Source organism: Yimella sp. cx-51 (assembly GCF_017654605.1).
In the GTDB taxonomy this organism is placed as follows: domain Bacteria; phylum Actinomycetota; class Actinomycetes; order Actinomycetales; family Dermatophilaceae; genus Yimella.
This window is the reverse complement of the sequence record NZ_CP072113.1, coordinates 564,804-583,675: the sequence shown is the minus strand read 5'-3', so window position 1 is coordinate 583,675 and position 18,872 is coordinate 564,804. Positions and strand designations below refer to the sequence as shown.

Sequence of the window (18,872 nt, the reverse complement as noted above, 5' to 3'; positions counted from 1 at the left end):
CGCAGGTGCGGCGGTTGCAGCTACCGCGTTTGCGAACAAAGGTCGCGTTTGCGAACAAAGGTCGCGTTTGGGACGAGGGCGCCCCAGGAGACGCGCACGCGTGCAACCCGCCGCGCGGGAGATCAGCGGGCGCCAAGACCGAGCAGCGCCGCGATGCCGAGGGCCGAACGCGGGTCGTACGGCGAGCGCCACAAGCCGCCGTGAGCGGCGCCGGCCGCCTCGGCCTCCCAGACGCCTCCCTTGGACGCGTACCCACCGGTGCGCAGGTCGTGCACCAGCATCGCGGCCATCAGGGTGTTGGCGGTCGACGGATCGAAGACCTCGACACCGAACCGGTGGGCACCGGCGTACGCCGCTGCGAGGGCGCGGTTCTTAGTGACGCTGACCGTGCGGGTGGGTGGGGCGATGTTCATCGACACCAGTTGACCGTCGGCGGCGGCGCTCATCGCCCGCCAGCGATGAATTCGCTTGGCCAGCAGGTAGTTCGGACCCTGCTGTGGCACGACGGTGTCACTGATTGAGGAGCCTGCGTGACGCGGTGGGTACTGGCGCTGCAGCAGACGCCCACCCGAGAGCGTTCGCAGCGGTGCGCGCACCGACTTCAGGAAGGCCTTGTCAAGGTTGGTATTTGCTTGTGCCACAGCGCTTTCGGGAACCACGAAGACATCGGTCGGGGTGGCGAGATAGGCCAGCGCGACGTCCGGACGCCGGCTCAGCTGCAACGCAAGAGCGTCAGTGGCCGCCGACAACCGAAGGTTCACACCGCCGTCCGCGTACACGTAGTTACCGAGCACCAGCGGTCCGGCCAGCTCCTGCACGAAGTCGCCGACCCGGCGCAGGTCGTGCAACAGGTCGGCGCCGGCGTGCTGCTCAGGGTTCGAGGCGTCGACCCCGGCTGCCTCCACGGGCACGGTCAGCGACCCGGCACTGTCATGGGCGATGTCGAACAGCCCCGCCCACAACGCCGGACGCGGCAGGTCGACACCGACCACGTGGGCGCCCCAGCGCAACAGGGAGCGCAGCGGCCCCATCTCCGCGCCTGCACCGAGGACGACGAAGGTCTGGTCACTCACATCGAGCCACTCCGGGTGGTCGAGCACGAGACCGACAGCATCACGCACGCCCGGCTCGATGGTGCCTGCCTCGACCCAGGCGTCCAGCCGTTCACGCAGCCGGTCGCCGGCCAGACGGGCGCCCTTGTAGGGCAAGGTCAGCTCGCGCTCCGGCTCCTTGTCGCCGGCGATCGACACCGATTCCAGCGGCGCCTTGGCGCTCGCGCCCTCAAACACCTCGGCGAGGGCGCGGTCGTGGCCACCGGTCTCGGGCAGCCAGCACATCCGCTGGTGCAGTCCGGCCAGGCCGTCGCGCGCCACCGTCATCGCAGCCTGGTGATCACCCGCACCCACCTCGACCAGGCGGCGGAAGTGCCTGGGGTCACCGCGTCGCCAGTTGGTATCGCGCTGGACGGCCGCCGCGCCGGTAGGGTCGACCTCATTCAATGCGTCGTGCACAACTCCGCGCCCGAATGCGGTGGAACTGCGCTGCTCCCGCCCCTCACCCATGGTGGCGGTGTTGCTGACCGGGAAAACGACGCCTGTGCTGGTGCTCATGGGGCGACTCAATCACGGACTCATCAGTAGCTTCGCCAACTTCTCGACATCTTGCTTTCTATGTTGCTAGCATTCGAGTATGGGAACCGAGCAGAAAAGAACCGCAGGCAAGGTGCAGTTCAACGTGTACCTGCCCAAGGAACTTGTCACAGCGACCAAACATCGGGCGATCGACGACGGCACCAGCCTGTCGGGGCTCGTCGAACGCGCCCTGCGCGCCTACCTGGAGGAGTCGAACGCATGATCACCGCACACGCAATCCGCTTTGCCGACAACGTCCCTGCCATGCGTCGCTTCTGCGAGTTGCTCGGCCTGGCCGCAACTGTCACCGCCAGCGACAGTTGGGCGGTGATGCGCTCGGCCGGTGGTGAGGTGTTGCTGCACAGCCACTCCGGCGCCGACACCGATGTCGTCCAGGGGCAGACGAATCTGACTTTCGAGGTCACCGACGCTCAGGCCGTCGCTGAAGCCTTCGGCACCCACGTGCTGGACGAGTCGTACGGCCGGTCGGTCACGATCACAGACCCTGACGGACAAGAGTTGCTGATCAACGAAGCACAGACCGACTTCTACGGATACGCCGAACACGAGGCCCATCCCGCCGACAACATGAGCGTCTGCCCGGTCGTCTTCGCCGACCCGTCAGGCCCGTGGAAGGAGTTCTTGGAGAAGCTGGGGCTGCCCGCGTCCGCCGACGCCGATGACGCCTTCGCCAGTTTCACCGCCGATCGCGGCAGCGTTGGCGTGCACGTCGCGCGGCTAGTCGAGTACGAGCGATTCCTCACCGGTCACGCCGGGGCCCGAACACACCTGACCTTCGCGTTAACCGGTGACGCCGAAGCCCTGGCGGCAGCTGCGGCAGGCCGGACACGAGGTGCGCGTCGACACCTCGTTCGGCACGATGCTGGAGATCACCGACCCGGACGGACAACTCGTGCAGGTGCACGCCTCCTGAACCGCCGCCCGCCACAAACCGGACGCAAAAAGCACGTTTCGCGACGAAGTCCGTACGTTTTGCGTCCGGTTTGTGGTTTGTTCAGGCGGGTCGGGCCGGTCAGGCCATCGTGTCGAGGATGTCGCTGATGTCCTGCTCAGTGGTGAGCGGGTTGACGATCGCGAATCGGGCGAGCGTCTCGCCGTCGTGTGAGGTGGGCACGACGAAGCCGAGCTGTCGCTCCAGCAGATCGTCCGACCAGCGCTGGTAGTCGGCCGGCGTCCAGCCGAGACGACGGAAGACGACGACGGTGAGGGCGCCTTCGCGCACGAGTTCGACGTACGGCCGCTCCTCGATCTGCGCCGAGGCGTAGCGCGCGACCTCCAGGGTGCGCTCGATCGCGGCGGTGTAGGCATCAGTTCCGTTGACCACCAACGAGAACCAGAACGGCAAGCCGCGGGCGCGACGGGTGAGGCCGACGGAGAAGTCGGACGGGTTCCACTCCGACGATTCAGTCAGGATGTCGAGATAGCTGGCGTGCTGGGTGTGTGCGGCGCGGCCCAGAGCCGGATCGCGGTAGATCAGCGCGCAGCAGTCGAAGGGCGCGAAGAACCACTTGTGCGGGTCGACGATGAAGGAGTCGCAGCGTTCGATGCCGCGGTACTTTTCCCGGACGCTCGGGGCCGCGAGGCCGGCGCCGCCGTAGGCGCCGTCGACGTGCAGCCAGATGCCGAACTCATCACAGACGTCCGCGACCGACTCGATGTCGTCGATGATGCCGAAGTTGGTGGTGCCCGCCGTCGCCACCACGGCGAAGAAAGTGTCAGGATCGTTCTGCTCCAACACCTTTCGCAGGTTGGGTCCGGTCATCTGCCAGTTCTCGACTGGCACCGTGACCAGCTCGGCGTCCATCACATTGCAGGCCGAGGCGATCGAGGAGTGGGTGCCGACGGTGGCGGCCACCCGGTAGGGACGCTTGCCGGTGCGGGCGCGGACGGTGTCGCGCGCGGCGACCAGCGCCGAGAGGTTGCCGACGGTGCCGCCCTGGACGAACTGACCACCGGCGCCCTCGGGCAGACCGACCAGATCGGCGACCCAGCGCAGGGCTTGGTTCTCGGCGTAGACGGCGCCAGCGCCTTCCAGCCAGGATCCGGCGTACAGACCGGAGGCACCGACGATGAGATCGAACATCGCCGCTTCACGGGTGGGGGCCGACGGGATGAACGACAGGTAGCGCGGGTGATCGGTCGACAGGCAGGTGGGCGCGAGCTTCTCGGTGAAGAGTTCGAGGGCGGGCAGGCCGCCGAGACCCTCGGCGGTAATGGCGCCGCCCGCGAGTTCGTCCAATGTCTGCGGGGTTGCGGGCGCATCCAGGGGCACGGGGTTCAGCCGGAGTCGTTGCACCGCGTAGTCGGCGATGGCGTCACAGAGCTGCTGGGTGTTCTCGTCGAAGCGATGCACGAGAGCGCAGTCTACGGGCGGCGTCCGCCATTCGGGACAGCGCCTCGGACGCTCTGCCAGCCACGGATTGCGGCGGCTTCCCCTCTGCACACCGAGGGACATCCGACGCGGTGCGCAGAGGCGGTCCGCTTCCCCAACGGCAGGAGGGCAAGAGAGACATCCGACAGGTGCACACCGCGGTTGGCAGAGGCGGAACCCACTGAGAGATCACCCGTCGTCAGCGAATCCGCGATCACCGAGTCAAGCCGTTCAATCGAGCAGGACGAACAACCACTGCGGCATGAGGTTGACGAGTACGAGCACCGGTAGCGCGATCGCGAGCATCGCCTGATGCAGCGGGTGGGCACGAAGCTCGCGCGCCGGCGTCTCGTCCCGCACCGAACTGAAGATCTGCCACACCCAGCGCAGATAAGCCGCGACGCCGAGCATCACGTTGACCGCAGCGATCACCAGCATCACCCAGTGCCGCTGGTCGGCCACCGGCTGCAGCGCGTACACCTTGCCCAGCAGACCGCCGATCGCCGGCGGAAGTCCGGCCAACATCAGCAACCCGAGACCGAGCACCGCGCCGGTCCAGGGCTGGCGGCGTCCTAGCCCGCGCAGACCCTCGAACGAGACCATGGCGTCGCGTCCCTGCTGATGGGCGATACAGATCAGGGCGATGAAGACCGCCAGCGTCGCGACGAGATAGACCAGCAGGTAGGCGGCGGCTGCATGCACGGCCCGGCTGGACGCCGTCAGCAGCGGCAGGATCACCCAGCCGCCCTGCGCGATGGTCGACCAACCCATGAAACGCAGGGTGTCGTCGGCCCGCAACGCCATCACGTTTCCGACCGTCATCGATAACGCCGCGAGTACGCCGACGGCCACCAGGGTCGCTCCCCCGACGAGCACCAGCGGACGTGCCACCACCAGCAACGCGCCGAGCGCTGCGACCTTCGAGACCGTGGCGAGGAAGGCCGTCATGGGGGCGGACGCACCTGCGTAGGCCTCCGGCGTCCAGAGATGGAACGGCGCCAGCGACAGCTTGAAGCCGACACCGGCGAGGATCAGCATGAGGGACGCCGCGAGCACGCGGCGGGTCTCCGGCACCTCCACCGCCGCGAGCACGACGTCGGCGTCGAAGGTGGCTTCGCCGGTGGCTGCGAACCACATCGCCACCCCCATGGCGGTGACCGCGAAGGACAACAGCGAGGTGACCAGCAGATTGAGGGCACCGTCGATCGCGGTACGCCGAGCACGCAGCGCCACCAGGAAAATCGTCGGAAGGGTCGCGAGCTCGAGCAGCACCAACCAGGCGGCGAGGTCGCGCGCGGCGATCACCCCGACCGCGCCTGCCGTCGCAGCGAGCATGGCCGAGAGTTGGATGGCGCTGAGCGACTTCTGGGTGCGCACCGGGGCCGCCATGACGACGATGACCAGCGCGGATGCGATGGCCGCTGCCTGGAGGCCGGCGCCGACCTCGTCGACGACGTAGAAGCAGCCGCCTTCGGGAAGACAGAGCGAGCGCAGCGGACGGTCGAAGCCCTGCAACACCGCGGGGACGGTGGCGGCGAGCGCAGCGCCGAGGGTCACGACCGCGATGCCGAAGTGCGGTGTGCGACGCCGCGGCACGATAGCGTCGACGAGCAACACCAACACGGCGCCGAGCGCGGGAATCAGGGTGGGCAGCAGCACCGCCCAGTCGATCGAGATGTTCATCGCAGCACCCCCAGCGCGTTCACCGCAGGAGTCATCAGATCAAGCAGGCCGGTGGGCCAGACCCCGAGCACGACGACGGCGACGACCAGCACAGCGGCCACCAGCCACTCCATGCCGACGGCGTCCGTCCAGGGGGCGGGGTCGGGTCGTGCTGGTTCAGGGGTGTCGGACGACCCGGCCCAAACCAGACGCGCCACACGCAAGGAGTACGCCGCCGCCAGCACCGCTCCGAGTGCGGCCAGCGCACCCAGCCACTGGAACAGTCCGACATGGGGCGGTGCTTCGAACGCGGCCAGCACGGTGAGGAACTCCGACCAGAAGCCGGCCATGGCGGGCAGACCGAGCGAGGCGGCGAGTCCGAGCAGCAGCGCGAAGCCCAGACGAGGGCTGATGTCGCGAAGACCGAAGCGTTCGACGGCGAGGTCGTCCTCGCCCCAACGGCGCTTCAGCCCGCCGACCACGACGAAGAGCAGCGCCGAGATCAAGCCGTGGCTGATGTTGCCGAAGAGCGCGGCCTTGATGCCGAGCTCGGTGCCGGTGGCCAACCCCAGCATCACCACGCCCATGTGACCGATCGAGGAGAAGGCGATCACCCGCTTCAGGCTGGGTTCGACCAGGCAGACCAGACCGGCCCAGAAGATGGCGACCACGGCCAGGACGCCGACGTACGGGGCGATTGTCAGCCAGCCGTCGGCGAGCGGACCGATCACGAGCCGGACGATTCCGTAGGTGCCCATCTTCAGCAGCACCGCCGCCAGCAGGACGGATCCGCCGGTGGGTGCGCTGGTGTGCGCGGCCGGGAGCCACGAGTGCAGCGGCCACATGGGCACCTTGATCGCGAGTCCGACGGTGAGCACCACCGCGATCGTGGTCTGCAGAGCCGGATCGAGGCTCACGCCGCGGCCGAGCGTCGCCAGATCGGTGGTGCCGACGGTGTAGCCGAGCGCGAGGATGCCGACGAGCATGAGCGTCGATCCGAGCACGGTGTAGAGGACGAAGGTCAGGGCCGCGCGCCGCGTCCGGCCCCGATCGTGGCTGTCGCCGAAGACTCCGATGAGCACCCACATCGGCACCAGGACGAGCTCGAAGGCGATGAAGAAGAGCACGGCGTCCCGGGCGAGGAAGGTGAGCAGCGCTCCCCCGACGACGATCAGGAGGCAGCCGTAGTAGGTGGCAGCCGACCCGGTGGGCGGCTCGACCCGAGCATGCAGCACGACGATGAGCCCGATCGCGGCGGTGAGCAGTAACAACGGGATGCTGATGCCGTCGACGCCGAGATGGAAACGCAGCCCGAGCGAGGGCACCCATTCGCGGTCGAGGCTGGGACGCCGGATGGCGACGACGGACGTGGCGACCACTGTCGCCGCAGCGACCAGAGCTGCGCTCCACCATGCGGTGTCGCGGGAGACGGCTCGGGGCCAGCGTCCGCCGCCGATGAGGGCGAAGCCGGCGATCAGGGGCAGGAGAGGCACCGCGAGGAGGGCGATCACCACAGCGCCACACCGATCACGGCGACCACCAACATGCCGGCGGCGATGGTGACCAGCCCGGTCGAAGGTGCGCCGGTTTGCCGGTTGTCGGTGCGTGCGGCGAGGTCGAGGGTGCGGGTGCCGAGCCCGCGGACGCCGCGCTCGATCAACGCATCAGCAGCGGCCACCAGGCGTGCGAGCGCGAGCACCGGGCGTCCGACCGTTCCTTGGTAGAGGCTGTCGAAGCCTGCACCGCGCGAGGCTCCGAGGCGCAGCCGCAACGGCAAGCGGGAGGCGGCGTCACCGAAGGTGGTGCGCACCGAGAGCGCCCGCACCAGCAGACCCGCGGCGGCGATCGCGAGCAACCCGGAGACGACGATCAGCCATTGCGGGTGTTCATAGTTGACCCGCATCCACGGACTCACGACCAGCGCGCCGCCGACGATGCTCGCGAGCGCCAGCAGGCTCAGACCGAGGCGGGTCACCGCGGGTGGGCGCGGCAGGACGACTTCGGGCTCCGGTTCGGGTTCGGGTTCGACCTCGATCGGGCGTCCGCGCTCGTCGACCGCAGCGGTGGTGACCAACATGTCCATCAGGTCGATGTCCTCGACGGTGCGCGAGTCGTCCATGACGTCGAGCACCTGGTTGCGCTGCAGCACGGTGCGGTGGGTGAGCACCAACCAGGCGCGCATCGCATAGGCAGCGGTCAACGGGATGACCAGCAGCAACGCAACCGCGGCGATGTAGGAGGCTTTGCGCCCGTCCGCTGCGCCCCGCAGCACCTCGTCGACGATGAGGTCTTTGGAGACGAAACCGAACAACGGCGGAATGCCGGCCAGCGCCAGCAGCCCGGTGCCGACGTACCAGCGGGTCTTGAAATGCGTGGTGACGGCTCCCGACATCCGCTCCACGATGGTGCCGCCGACCAGCACCGCCAACCAGCCGATCATCAGGAACAGCAGCGCCTTGAATCCGGCGTGGGCCAGCAGGTGCAGCACCACCACGTCCGGGCTCACCCCGTTCGGCAGCCCGGCGAGACCCACGAGCATGAGCCCCATCTGGGAGATGGTCGACCACGCGAGCAACTTCTTCAGGTCGTGCTGCAGGAAGGCCATCACCGCGCCGAAGACGGTGGTGAGACCGGCAAGAGCACCCAGCACGACGGCGGCGTACGGGGTGATCATCAGCAGTGGGTGCAGCACGGCGATGACGTAGGTGCCGGCGGCAACCATCGTCGCGGCGTGGATCAGTGCGGACGCCGGGGTCGGCCCCTCCATGGCATCGGGCAACCAGTCCTGGAAGGGCACGAGAGCCGACTTGCCGGCGACGCCGATGATCAGCAGGACGAGCGCGAGGGTGCCCGCGCCGGGGGTTGGTCCGCCGATCAGCAACTGGCCGGGCACCTCGATGGCCTTCCAGTGCAGCAGGATCTGCTCGATCGACGTCGACCGCGCGACCGTCGCCAGGATCACCAGGCCCACCACGAAGGGTGCATCGGCCAGGCGCGTGACCATGAACGCCTTGAAGGCGGCCCGTCTGGCCTTGGCGCGTTCGGATTCGTGGCCGATGAGCACGTAGGAGCACCAACCCATGAGCTCCCAGCCCACGAGCGTCAACACGACATCACCGCTGAGCACCACCAACTGCATCGCAGCGGTGAAGAGTGCGACGGTGGCCGCGAAGGAGCGGTAGCGCGGGTCGTTGTAGAGGTACCACCGCGCGAAGAGCTGGACGACCAGGGAGACCACCCCGACCGCGACGGCCACCATGATTCCCAGGCGGGTCACGTGCAGCTGCATGGGCAGCGTCATCTGCACACCGCTGATCGGCACCCCGATCGTGCCGACGACCGCGCGCAGGCCACCGCGCATCGCCTGCCATACCAGCCAGGCCGGGGCGAGCAGGCCCAGCAGCGCCGTCACGCCCGCCAGCCAGGCCGCCGCCGCGTTGGAACGGCGCACGAGTAGGACGATCAACACGGCCCCGACAGAGGGGAGCAGGATCGTCAGATGGCTCGGTTGCAGCACCAGGTCGAGCGCGCCGGTGCGGGTGTCGATGAGATTCACTCGTCGTCACCCCGTGCCGCCGTGACGTCGATCTGCCCGCGGGCCCGGAAGGCCAGGACGACCAGGCCGAGCGCCACCGCGATCTCGGCTGCAGCGATGGTGATGAGGAAGATCGTCAGCGTCTGCCCGGCGAGGTAGGCGTCCGCGTGCTTGACGCCGGCCGTGACCAGCAACAGTCCGACGGCCCCGAGCATGAGTTCGACGCCCACGAGCACAAGCACGGCGTTGCGGCGAGCGAGCACCCCGTAGAGCCCGACGCCGAAGAGCGCTGCGGACAACGCCAACGGCAACCAGAGATGGATCACGAGTCGCCCGCCTCATCGTCCAGCGAGTCATCGATCCGCATGCGCGACAGCGAAATTGCCGTCACCAGCGCAATCAGCAACAGCAAGGACAACAACTCGAAGGGCCATGACCAGGTGGCGAAGATCTGGGTGGCGAGATCACTGGTGGTGCTCGGGCGCAGCGATGCCACCCCAGGGCCCAGACCCACGATCAGCACCGCGCCGATCAGCATCGCAGTTGCGGCGCTGATCACCAGCGCCGCCGCTCGTTGCGCGGGCGAGGCGTCGTGCGCGGTGGAGCGTCCGATGGGAGCGCGGGTGAGCATCAGCGCGAAGAGCACCAGGATGACCACCGCCCCGACGTACACCAACAGTTGGACGAGGGCCACGAACTCAGCGCCCAGCACGAGGTAACAACCGGCGAGGGTGCCGAGGCTGACGACCAACCACAGCGCCGAGTGCAGGATGTGCTTGGTGGTGACCGCGAGCACCGCACTGGCCAGGCAGAGCAGGCCGACGATGCTGAAGAAGACGTCGTGCGTGGTCACGAACCCGCCTCGTCCGTCGGCGTGCCGTCGTCGTCATCGCCTGCATCCATGGCGCCCGGGTCGATCGCGGCCGGCGGCGGCACGGTGACCATCCACTCCCCCAGCCGCTCCTTCTCGTGCAGCAGCTCGCGGATGTCGGTCTCGGCGTACTCGAAGTGCGGGCTCCAGTAGAGGGCGTCGAAGGGACACACCTCGACACAGATGCCGCAGTACATGCAGAGGCTGAAGTCGATCGCGAACCGGTCGAGCACATTCTGCTGGCGCGCGCGTCCGCCCTCGGTCGCGGGCGGGATCGTCTCCTTGTGCGAGTCGATGTAAATGCACCAGTCGGGGCATTCGCGGGCGCACAACATGCATGAGGTGCAGTTGTCGGCCAGCAACGCGATCACGCCGCGACTGCGCGGCGGCAGCGCCGGCTTCTCGTCCGGGTAGTGCTGGGTGTGCGCCGGACGCAGTGCGGTGCGGGCAGTCGTCACCATGCCGGAGACCAACCCGGGCACGAAGCCGGATCGCTTGTCAGACATGGGTGCTCCTCTCGTTGGTCATGGGGTGGCCCCGCCCAGCCAGACGACACCGACGGCCGTGATCGCCAGCTGGAAGAGCGCGATCGGCACCAGGCCGAGCCACGCGAGTCGTTGCAGTTGGTCTTCGCGCATGCGGGGCCAGGCGACGCGGATCCAGATGACGACGAAGGCCACCAGGAAGCCCTTGAGCAGCACCCACAACCAACCGAGCGTGCCGGCGAACGGGCCGGCCCAGCCGCCGAGGTAGAGCACCGCGAACAGCAGCGACATCACCACGATGCCGGCGTACTCGGCGAGCAGGAAGAGCCCGAACCGCAGGCCGGTGTACTCGGTGTAGGGGCCCATCACGAGTTCGGCGTCGGCCACCGGCATGTCGAAGGGCGGACGCTGCAACTCGGCCGTGGCGGCGATCAGGAAGACCAGCGCGCCGGGCAGTTGCCACAGCAGCCACCAGGGCGACCAAGCTTGCGCAATTCCGATGAGCGACAACGATCCTGCGGCGATCGCGAAGGAAGCGCTCGCCAGCAGGAGCGGTAGCTCGTAGGCGACCAGTTGAGCCGCGGAGCGCAGACCGCCCAGCAGTGAGTACTTGTTGCCGCTGCTCCAGCCGGCCATGAGCGTGCCGACCGTGCCGATGCCGCTGACGGCCAGGACGACCAGCAGGCTCGCGGGCACTCCGGCCGCAACCGTCGAAGGTCCGAGCGGTATGACCGCGAGCGCCAGAAGGTAGGCGACGATGCCCAACGCCGGCGCGAGCCGGAAGACGCGCTTGTCGGCCGCGTGGGGGACGATGTCTTCCTTCTGCACGAATTTCACGCCGTCGGCCACGAGTTGTGCCCAGCCGTGGAATCCACCGGCGTACATAGGGCCGACGCGCCCCTGCATGTGGCCCATCACCTTGTGCTCGGCCTGGCCGACGACCAGTGGCAACACCAGGAACGCCGCCAGTACGGCGGCGCTGCGCAGCACAACCTCCATCCAGAGCGCCATCAGCGTGGACCCCACGACTCGTCGGGCACGCCCGGCGGCTGCAGTTTGCGACGTGGTGCTCGGCCCGCCTTGGCGGCGTGGGCGGCTGCGCCCTCGCCGGGCTCCTTGGCGCCAGGCCACGGCTTGCTGGCGCGGCTGGCAAGCACGAACGATTTACGAAGCGGCGTGCCCTCGAAACCGTCGGGCAGGAGCAGCGGACGTAGGCCGCGTCCGGACGCATCGGTGAACCCGGCGAAGGAGATGCCGAACATCTCGAAGGTCTCCCGCTCGTGCCACGCGGCGCCCGGCCAGATCCAGGTGAGGCTCGCGGCGCTCTCGCCGTCGGGCAGCCGCGTGATCAGGATGGTCTCCCGCAGCGCTCCGGGAGTGATGTCGTACAGGTGCAGCACGAGGTCAAAACCCGGATGCTCGGTGTCGTCGAGATGGTCGACCGCGGTGAGGAAGTCGAAGAAGTCGAAGCCCTCGGCCTTCAAGCGTCCGGCTTCCTGCACCCACTCAGCCGGTTCGCAGGTGTGCGTCGATGCGTCGTCAGTCATCGGCTGCCTCGTCCTTTGCCGCCGTTGCTGCGGGCGCCTCGATTGACGCGGCTGCGGGTGGCGCGATCGTCGGACGCTGCAGCGCGGCCGCTGCGGCCCGGCGGTCGGCGTACCGAGCACCCTTGGCGCGCAACGACTTCGTCGACACGCGCTCGGCGGCGATCTTCTCCTGCAGCACGAGGATTCCCTGCAACAACGCCTCCGGACGTGGCGGGCAGCCGGGCACGTAGACATCGACCGGGATCAGCTGATCGACACCCTTGGTGACGCAGTAGGAGTCCCAGTACGGCCCTCCGGAGTTGGAGCAGGCCCCGAAGGAGATGACGTACTTCGGCTCGGGCATCTGGTCGTAGAGACGCCGGATCGCGGGCGCCATCTTGTCGGTGACGGTGCCACTCACAACCATGAGGTCGGCCTGCCGCGGGCCGGGCGCGAAGGGGATGACACCGAGCCGGATGAAATCGTGCCGGGCCATCGATGCTGCAATGAATTCGATGGCGCAGCAGGCCAATCCGAAGTTGAAGACCCACAGGGAGTAACGGCGTCCCCAGTTGAGGACGATGCGCATCGGCTTCGGCGCGGCTGATTGCAGCGGGCCGACGCGGGGCATGGGCAGATCAGTCGACATCATTCACCCACGACAACACTCCGCGTCGTGCTGCGTGCGCCAGGCCCACCAGGAGGACGGCGATGAAGATCGCCATCTCGGCCAGGCTCGCGACGCCGAGCCGGCTGTCGCGCAGCACGAGCGCCCACGGAAACAGGTAGACGGTGTCGATCGCGAAGACGAGATAAAGAAAGGCGTACGCCAGGTAACGCACCTTCGTCTGCGCCCAGCCGGAACCAACCGGGTCGACGCCCGACTCGTAGGTGGTCAGCTTCGCCGGGTTTGGATCGTGCGGCGCGAGCAGCTTGCGGGCCACCATCGCTGCCACGAAAAGCAGGATTCCGCCGACACAGACCCCGCCGAGCACGAGGTAGCCACTGAGTCCGGAATTCACCAGTGCAGCCTAACCAAGTTGCCCGGGATCGCCGGGAACGCCACGGCTGCCGGTGCCGCCTGTGATCTACGGCGCAGACGTCCACGACACCACCGCGAGAGGGCACCGTGAAGGCGTCCGGGGTCTCTAGGCTAGGCACCCATGAGGACGGTGGCCCGTGCGTCGGGGGCGATGATCGCCGGACGTTCAGTCACGGGTGGCCTGCTCGCGCTCGGCGCCTTCCTGATCAGCTTCTCCCCCAGCCTGCTGCCGCGACCTTGGGCACTCCAGGCGGTCGCGGCGGCAGTTTCAGCACTTCTCGGTTACGCCATGGGCGCATTGTTGGGTTCGTTGACCTCCGACGTCGCAGGTTGGCTCGGGGTGCGAGTCACGATCGACCCACCGCGCCGGCGCCGGTTCGCCATCGTGGCGGTGGTGGTGTTGACCACCTTGTCGTTGTGGGCATGGGTGGCCGGACACCAGGGCCGCCAGCAGACCGCGCGATTGGTCGACCTGCCGCCGCCGACGTGGTGGGACGACACCCGCGCGCTCCTCGGCGGACTGGCGTTGACCCTTCTGCTGCTGATGCCGATCTGGTTGATACGCATGGCTTTCCGCGCATCCCGACAGGTCATGAGTCGCACCTTTCCGCGTCCGGTGGCGAGCCTGCTGGCTGCCGGGCTGGTGATCGCCATGACCACCTGGTTGACCCAGAGCTATGTCGTCAGCAGGGTGCTGGAGTCGGTGTCGTCCTCAGCCCTCTCGACTGATCAGGGCACCTCGCCAGGCGCCGTGCAGCCGACGACCGAGCTTGTCTCGGGGGGTCCGGGCTCCACCCAGACGTGGGAGGAACTTGGCCGCCAAGGACGGAACTTCACCGGCCGCACGCCCACCCCCGCCCAGATCTCAGCAGCCACCGGACGTCCGGCGGTGCAACCGATCCGGGTGTACGCCTCACCTCCGGACGGCGCCGCCGAACCCGAAGAGCTCGCCGCGATCGCGGTCAAGGAGTTACGGCGAACGGGCGGATTCGACCGCCCGGCGATCGCGCTGTTCGGCACGACCGGCAGCGGTTGGGTGAACCACTACTCGGTGCAGTCGGCGGAGTATCTGCTTGACGGCAACTGCGCTTCAGTTGCCGTGCAGTACTCCTTCCTGCCCAGCCCCGTCCAGTTCTTGACGAACAAGTCCCTGCCGCAACAGACCGGCCGAGCCCTGGTGAAGGCCGTGCAGGCCGAACTGGCGAAGATGCCGGTCGACCAGCGACCCAAGCTGTACGTCTCCGGCGAGTCACTGGGCAGCTTCGGCATGCAAGCTGCCTTCGATTCAGAGCAGGACATGCTGCAGTCGGTGGACGGCGCGGTCTGGATCGGCACCCCGAACGACACTCCGCTCTGGCGCTCGATCACTGCATCGCGCACGCGCGGCAGCCCCGAGATCACGCCGGTGATCGACAACGGCAAGCACGTTCGCTTCGCGAGCACCCGTGAAGAGTTGTCGGCTGATCGTTATGGCCGTCCGCTGGGTGATTGGCAGTCGCCGCGCGTGGTCTACCTGCAACACGCGTCCGACCCGATCGTGTGGTGGACGCCGTCGCTCGCCTGGCGCGAACCGCCGTGGATCGGCGAGAAGGCCGGCCGGGACGTCGACCCTTACCTACGCTGGTGGCCCCTGGTGACCATGTGGATGGTCGGTGTCGACTTCGCGATCGGGAACAGTCCGCCGCAGGGTCACGGACACATCTATCGCGACGAGATCCTGGACGCGTGGGCCGGTGTGCTCGACAAGGCGCCCAGTCCAGCAGAGCGGACCAAGATCCTCACGGCGATCCACCGCAGCCAGTGATCCACGACGCCGCTGCACCGCCTATTCGTTGCGGTCCGCACGGCCGGACCCGAGGTCGACTTACTTCTGATACTTCACCGCACGGCGGGAGGGCTTGTGGGCATTCCTCAGGGGATCAATGCGATCCACTCCATCCCGCCCGGGACGGTTCAGCAGCCGGCAAGCCGGCGCGGACGAGAGGCAGCGTCTCCACTCAGCGTCATCCGCACCGGTTCACCGTCAATGCGCAGTTCGACCTCGTCGTCGGTCACCCAGCGCGCCGAGTCGAGACCGTGGAGGTCGCCGTCGAGCGCTCCCAAGCACCTGTACTTCGCGGTGAGCCCGCGGGCATCTTGCACCCAGAGCACCCAGTAGGGGTCGATCATCTTCGTCTGCCCGTCAATGAACAGCACACGCCTGCCGTCCGGCGACGCGATCGTCTGGTCACCGATGTCACCCGGCCCAAAGACGGAGCTCACGAAGAAGGCAGCCGCTACCGCCGCGAGGCTGAGGATCGTGCCGACGAGCCCGACAAATCGACCGAAGACCATCGCCAGGAGACCCACGAAAAGACCTGCGGTACAGGGCAATCCCCACCATCCGGGGTGACCCATCCAACGAAGGTGGACGTAACCCTCCTGCCGGCCGGCGAAGAGAACGGAGACCACCAAGAGCGCTGCGGCGATGCCCGCGACACTGAATGCCACCCGCGCCAGCCAGCGGCCGTCGCCCCCAGACCGGCCGGGCCTCGCCTGCTGCCCCTTACTGCCGAACCCACCACTCATCGTTCCCCCTTGCCCGACTAGTTCACGGCTGGAGCGTACGCGCGGCGGACTTCTGGCGTCACACGTTTGAGCCCGATCACCAATCCATAACGTCACATTTGGCATTTCATAACTTGGACGAGTTTCGGAGCATGGCTGGACAGGCGTAACGTTAGGCACTAAGTCCCGCCTAACTTCCAGCCCCGAGATGGATTCTGTGAGCAGCAAGCAATCGCAAGTTCTCGACCGCGTGGTCATTCGTTTCGCCGGCGACTCCGGCGACGGCATGCAGTTGACCGGTGACCGGTTCACCGCCGAGACCGCGGCACTTGGCAACGACCTCTCGACCCTGCCCAACTTCCCGGCCGAGATCCGGGCCCCCCAGGGCACGCTGCCCGGCGTCTCCAGCTTCCAGTTGCACTTCGCCGACCATGACGTGCTCACGCCCGGTGACGCACCCGACGTCCTGGTCGCGATGAACCCCGCCGCATTGAAGGCCAACCTGGGCGACCTGCCGCGCGGCGCGACCCTCATCGTGAACACCGATGAGTTCACCAAGCGCAACCTGGCCAAGGTCGGCTATGCCACCAACCCACTGGAGGACGACACCCTCGCCTCGTGGCAGGTGCACGCCGTGCCGCTGACGTCGATCACCGTCGAGGCGCTGAGCGAATTCGAGGCGCTCACCCGTAAAGACAAGGAGCGGGCGAAGAACATGTTCTCGCTCGGGCTGCTGTCGTGGATGTACTCACGTCCGCTGGAGGGCACCGAGAAGTTCCTGTCGGCGAAGTTCGGCAACAAGCCGGAGATCCTGGCGGCCAACCTCAAGGCGCTGCACGCCGGCCACGCCTACGGCGAAACGACTGAGGCCTTCGGGGTGCGCTACGAGATCGCTCCCGCACCGATGCCGCAGGGCACCTACCGCAACATCACCGGAAATGCAGCCCTCGCCTACGGATTGGTCGCGGCCGCACATCGCAGCGGGCTGCCCCTGACGCTCGGCAGCTACCCGATCACCCCTGCCTCCGATCTGCTGCACACCCTGTCGGGCCTCAAGCGTTTCGGCGTCATGACCTTGCAGGCCGAGGACGAGATCGCTGCCATCGGCGCCGCGCTCGGTGCCGCCTTCGGTGGCTCGCTCGGCGTCACCACCACCAGCGGCCCCGGCCTGGCACTGAAGTCGGAGACGATCGGCTTGGCCGTCTCGCTGGAGCTTCCGCTGGTGATCATCGACGTCCAGCGCGGCGGACCCTCCACGGGCCTGCCGACCAAGACCGAGCAGTCCGACCTCCTGCAGGCGATGTTCGGTCGCAACGGCGAATCGCCGGTCGCCGTGATCGCGCCGTCCACACCCATCGACTGCTTCGACGCAGCCTTGGACGCCGTGCGCATGGCCACCGCCTATCGCACCCCGGTGATCGTGCTCTCCGACGGCTACCTGGCCAATGGCTCGGAGCCGTGGCAGGTGCCTTCGGTCGATGAACTGCCTGACCTGACAGTCGAATTCACCACGAAGCCCAATGATGTGGACGCCGACGGCAAGCCGGTCTTCCACGGCTACAAGCGCGACCCCGAGACCCTCGCCCGGCCGTGGGCTGTGCCTGGCACTGCCGGCTTGGAGCACCGCGTCGGCGGTATCGAGAAGGCCGACATCACCGGCAACATCAGCTATGACCCGGCCAACCACGACCACATGGTGCGCACCCGCCAGGCCAAGATCGACGGCATCACGGTGCCCGATCTGGAGGTCAACAACCCATCGGGCAAGGCGAAGGTGTTGGTGCTCGGGTGGGGTTCGACCTATGGCCCCATCCAGGCCGCGGCACGCCTGGTGCGTGCGGGCGGCGCCGAGGTCGCCACCGCACACATCCGTCACGTCAACCCGTTCCCCGCCAACCTGGAAGCGGTGCTCAAGGCGTACGACCGGGTCGTGGTGCCGGAGATGAACCTCGGCCAGCTCGCGATGCTGCTGCGCGCGAAGTATCTCGTCGACATCAAGTCGCACACCGCTGTTCGTGGATTGCCCTTCCAGGCAAGCGAATTGGCCACCGTCATCATCGAGCACCTTGAGGAGGTTTCGGCGTGACGATCGAACTGGGCATGCCAAGCCTGGGCACCGCGGGTGTGCCCACCACCGACGCCAAGCAGACCAAGAAAGACTTCACCTCCGACCAGGAAGTGCGCTGGTGCCCCGGCTGCGGCGACTACGCGATCCTGGCCGCCGTGCAGGGCTTCCTGCCCGAACTCGGCCTCAAGCGCGAGAACATCGTCTTTGTCTCCGGCATCGGCTGCTCCAGCCGATTCCCCTACTACCTCGACACCTACGGCATGCACTCCATCCACGGACGTGCGCCGGCCATCGCGACCGGCCTTGCGTCGTCCCGTGGTGACCTGTCGGTGTGGGTCGTCACCGGTGACGGCGACGCGCTCTCGATCGGTGGCAACCACCTGATCCACGCGCTGCGCCGCAACGTCAACATGACGATCTTGCTGTTCAACAACAAGATCTACGGCCTCACCAAGGGTCAGTACTCCCCCACGTCCGACGTCGGCGCGATCACCAAGTCGAGCCCGGCAGGTTCGGTCGACCGCCCGTTCAACCCGGTCTCGCTCGCCCTCGGCGCCGAAGGCACCTTCGTCGCGCGGACGATGGACTCCGACCGCAAACACCTCACCGAAACCCTGAAAGCCGCTGCAGCACATCGGGGTACGTCGCTGGTCGAGATCTACCAGAACTGCCCGATCTTCAACGACGGCGCCTTCGAACTGCTGAAGGACCGCGACGAGCAGGCCGCACGCATCATGCACCTCGTGCCCGGCGAGCCGGTGCGAGCCGGCTCCGGCGAGGACGCCCGCGTGGTAGTACGCGATGACGCGGGTGCATGTGCGGTCGTGCTGGAATCAGCCGCGGACGCCGACCGCGTCGTGCGCCACGACCCGACCGACCTGTCGCAGGCGTTCGCGCTCTCCCGGCTCGACGACCCGTCCTTCGCGCAGGTGCCGATGGGCATCTTCCGCCAGGTGGACGTGCCGACCTATGACGACGGCGTGCGCGAGCAGATCGCCCAGGCCACCGGCGGTCAGAGCGTCAGCGACGCCGACCTGCAGCAGCTGCTCGCAGGCTCCGACACCTGGGACGTCCGCTAACCGCGCCTTCCTGGCAGGGCACAACTCGCGGACG

18 protein-coding genes are annotated in these 18,872 nt (G+C 67.7%); 5 read left to right on the top strand and 13 right to left on the bottom strand.

Annotated features, from left to right (window positions below):
• Positions 1-122: 122 nt before the first annotated feature.
• Positions 123-1,610: a hypothetical protein gene (locus tag J5M86_RS02815; RefSeq protein ID WP_244328451.1), complete on the bottom strand. Its 1,488-nt coding sequence runs from the start codon at positions 1,608-1,610 to the stop codon at positions 123-125.
• A gap of 79 nt (positions 1,611-1,689) precedes the next feature.
• Here J5M86_RS02815 and J5M86_RS02810 point away from each other — a divergent pair, with 79 nt between their 5' ends.
• Together J5M86_RS02810 and J5M86_RS02805 are read left to right on the top strand one after the other, a co-directional pair.
• Positions 1,690-1,854, top strand: a complete 165-nt coding sequence (locus tag J5M86_RS02810) for a CopG family transcriptional regulator (protein WP_188059616.1) — start codon at positions 1,690-1,692, stop codon at positions 1,852-1,854.
• Complete coding sequence (locus J5M86_RS02805; RefSeq protein WP_188059617.1) at positions 1,851-2,693, top strand: VOC family protein; 843 nt, start codon at positions 1,851-1,853, stop codon at positions 2,691-2,693. Before J5M86_RS02810 ends, J5M86_RS02805 begins: the two co-directional genes overlap by 4 nt.
• On the opposite strand, the gene J5M86_RS02800 is transcribed toward J5M86_RS02805, so the two are convergent.
• The 11 genes from J5M86_RS02800 to J5M86_RS02750 all read right to left on the bottom strand — a co-directional run bounded on the left by J5M86_RS02800 (position 2,665) and on the right by J5M86_RS02750 (position 13,124).
• A complete protein-coding gene (locus J5M86_RS02800) occupies positions 2,665-4,005 on the bottom strand; it encodes an aminotransferase class I/II-fold pyridoxal phosphate-dependent enzyme (protein ID WP_188059618.1) in 1,341 nt (446 codons plus the stop codon). The two genes, J5M86_RS02805 and J5M86_RS02800, sit on opposite strands and share 29 nt — an antisense overlap.
• Before the next feature lie 249 nt (positions 4,006-4,254).
• Positions 4,255-5,706, bottom strand: a complete 1,452-nt coding sequence (locus J5M86_RS02795; RefSeq protein WP_188059619.1) for an NADH-quinone oxidoreductase subunit N — start codon at positions 5,704-5,706, stop codon at positions 4,255-4,257.
• Entirely contained in the window at positions 5,703-7,199 is a 1,497-nt protein-coding gene (locus J5M86_RS02790; protein WP_244328450.1) for a NuoM family protein, read from the bottom strand. Before J5M86_RS02790 ends, J5M86_RS02795 begins: the two co-directional genes overlap by 4 nt.
• A complete protein-coding gene (locus J5M86_RS02785) occupies positions 7,193-9,241 on the bottom strand; it encodes an NADH-quinone oxidoreductase subunit L (protein ID WP_188059620.1) in 2,049 nt (682 codons plus the stop codon). Before J5M86_RS02785 ends, J5M86_RS02790 begins: the two co-directional genes overlap by 7 nt.
• Positions 9,238-9,546: an NADH-quinone oxidoreductase subunit NuoK gene (gene nuoK, locus J5M86_RS02780; RefSeq protein ID WP_208965087.1), complete on the bottom strand. Its 309-nt coding sequence runs from the start codon at positions 9,544-9,546 to the stop codon at positions 9,238-9,240. The genes J5M86_RS02785 and nuoK overlap by 4 nt, the downstream gene beginning before the upstream one ends.
• A complete protein-coding gene (locus J5M86_RS02775) occupies positions 9,543-10,073 on the bottom strand; it encodes an NADH-quinone oxidoreductase subunit J (RefSeq protein WP_188059621.1) in 531 nt (176 codons plus the stop codon). The genes nuoK and J5M86_RS02775 overlap by 4 nt, the downstream gene beginning before the upstream one ends.
• Complete coding sequence (locus J5M86_RS02770; RefSeq protein ID WP_188059622.1) at positions 10,070-10,597, bottom strand: NADH-quinone oxidoreductase subunit I; 528 nt, start codon at positions 10,595-10,597, stop codon at positions 10,070-10,072. Before J5M86_RS02770 ends, J5M86_RS02775 begins: the two co-directional genes overlap by 4 nt.
• Positions 10,598-10,615: 18 nt before the next feature.
• Positions 10,616-11,587, bottom strand: coding sequence for an NADH-quinone oxidoreductase subunit NuoH (gene nuoH / locus J5M86_RS02765; RefSeq protein ID WP_188059924.1), 972 nt, complete (start codon positions 11,585-11,587; stop codon positions 10,616-10,618).
• The gene (locus tag J5M86_RS02760) at positions 11,587-12,123 is read right to left on the bottom strand and encodes an NADH-quinone oxidoreductase subunit C (protein ID WP_188059623.1); all 537 of its coding nucleotides are present in this window, start codon (positions 12,121-12,123) and stop codon (positions 11,587-11,589) included. The genes nuoH and J5M86_RS02760 overlap by 1 nt, the downstream gene beginning before the upstream one ends.
• On the bottom strand, positions 12,116-12,751 hold the full coding sequence (locus J5M86_RS02755; RefSeq protein ID WP_188059923.1) for an NADH-quinone oxidoreductase subunit B: 636 nt from the start codon (positions 12,749-12,751) through the stop codon (positions 12,116-12,118). The genes J5M86_RS02760 and J5M86_RS02755 overlap by 8 nt, the downstream gene beginning before the upstream one ends.
• A complete protein-coding gene (locus tag J5M86_RS02750; RefSeq protein WP_244328449.1) occupies positions 12,741-13,124 on the bottom strand; it encodes an NADH-quinone oxidoreductase subunit A in 384 nt (127 codons plus the stop codon). Before J5M86_RS02750 ends, J5M86_RS02755 begins: the two co-directional genes overlap by 11 nt.
• A 141-nt stretch (positions 13,125-13,265) precedes the next feature.
• On the opposite strand from J5M86_RS02750, the gene J5M86_RS02745 reads away from it, so the two are divergent.
• Positions 13,266-14,948, top strand: coding sequence for an alpha/beta-hydrolase family protein (locus J5M86_RS02745; protein WP_188059624.1), 1,683 nt, complete (start codon positions 13,266-13,268; stop codon positions 14,946-14,948).
• A gap of 149 nt (positions 14,949-15,097) precedes the next feature.
• On the opposite strand, the gene J5M86_RS02740 is transcribed toward J5M86_RS02745, so the two are convergent.
• Entirely contained in the window at positions 15,098-15,712 is a 615-nt protein-coding gene (locus J5M86_RS02740; RefSeq protein ID WP_188059625.1) for a hypothetical protein, read from the bottom strand.
• 187 nt (positions 15,713-15,899) lie between these two features.
• On the opposite strand from J5M86_RS02740, the gene J5M86_RS02735 reads away from it, so the two are divergent.
• Both J5M86_RS02735 and J5M86_RS02730 read left to right on the top strand, forming a co-directional pair.
• Positions 15,900-17,777 carry a 2-oxoacid:acceptor oxidoreductase subunit alpha gene (locus J5M86_RS02735; RefSeq protein ID WP_188059626.1) on the top strand — a complete coding sequence of 626 codons (1,878 nt, stop codon included), beginning with the start codon at positions 15,900-15,902 and terminating at the stop codon, positions 17,775-17,777.
• The gene (locus tag J5M86_RS02730) at positions 17,774-18,838 is read left to right on the top strand and encodes a 2-oxoacid:ferredoxin oxidoreductase subunit beta (protein WP_188059627.1); all 1,065 of its coding nucleotides are present in this window, start codon (positions 17,774-17,776) and stop codon (positions 18,836-18,838) included. Before J5M86_RS02735 ends, J5M86_RS02730 begins: the two co-directional genes overlap by 4 nt.
• Positions 18,839-18,872: the final 34 nt, after the last annotated feature.

What these genes read in the sequence shown, in the direction of transcription:
- J5M86_RS02815 (WP_244328451.1), bottom strand. Translation starts at nt 1,610, where the DNA reads ATGAGCACCAGCACAGGCGTCGTTTTCCCGGTCAGCAACACCGCCACC.
- J5M86_RS02810 (WP_188059616.1), top strand. Translation starts at nt 1,690, where the DNA reads ATGGGAACCGAGCAGAAAAGAACCGCAGGCAAGGTGCAGTTCAACGTG.
- J5M86_RS02805 (WP_188059617.1), top strand. Translation starts at nt 1,851, where the DNA reads ATGATCACCGCACACGCAATCCGCTTTGCCGACAACGTCCCTGCCATG.
- J5M86_RS02795 (WP_188059619.1), bottom strand. Translation starts at nt 5,706, where the DNA reads ATGAACATCTCGATCGACTGGGCGGTGCTGCTGCCCACCCTGATTCCC.
- J5M86_RS02770 (WP_188059622.1), bottom strand. Translation starts at nt 10,597, where the DNA reads ATGTCTGACAAGCGATCCGGCTTCGTGCCCGGGTTGGTCTCCGGCATG.
- nuoH (WP_188059924.1), bottom strand. Translation starts at nt 11,587, where the DNA reads ATGGCGCTCTGGATGGAGGTTGTGCTGCGCAGCGCCGCCGTACTGGCG.
- J5M86_RS02760 (WP_188059623.1), bottom strand. Translation starts at nt 12,123, where the DNA reads ATGACTGACGACGCATCGACGCACACCTGCGAACCGGCTGAGTGGGTG.
- J5M86_RS02755 (WP_188059923.1), bottom strand. Translation starts at nt 12,751, where the DNA reads ATGTCGACTGATCTGCCCATGCCCCGCGTCGGCCCGCTGCAATCAGCC.
- J5M86_RS02745 (WP_188059624.1), top strand. Translation starts at nt 13,266, where the DNA reads ATGAGGACGGTGGCCCGTGCGTCGGGGGCGATGATCGCCGGACGTTCA.
- J5M86_RS02740 (WP_188059625.1), bottom strand. Translation starts at nt 15,712, where the DNA reads ATGAGTGGTGGGTTCGGCAGTAAGGGGCAGCAGGCGAGGCCCGGCCGG.
- J5M86_RS02735 (WP_188059626.1), top strand. Translation starts at nt 15,900, where the DNA reads ATGGATTCTGTGAGCAGCAAGCAATCGCAAGTTCTCGACCGCGTGGTC.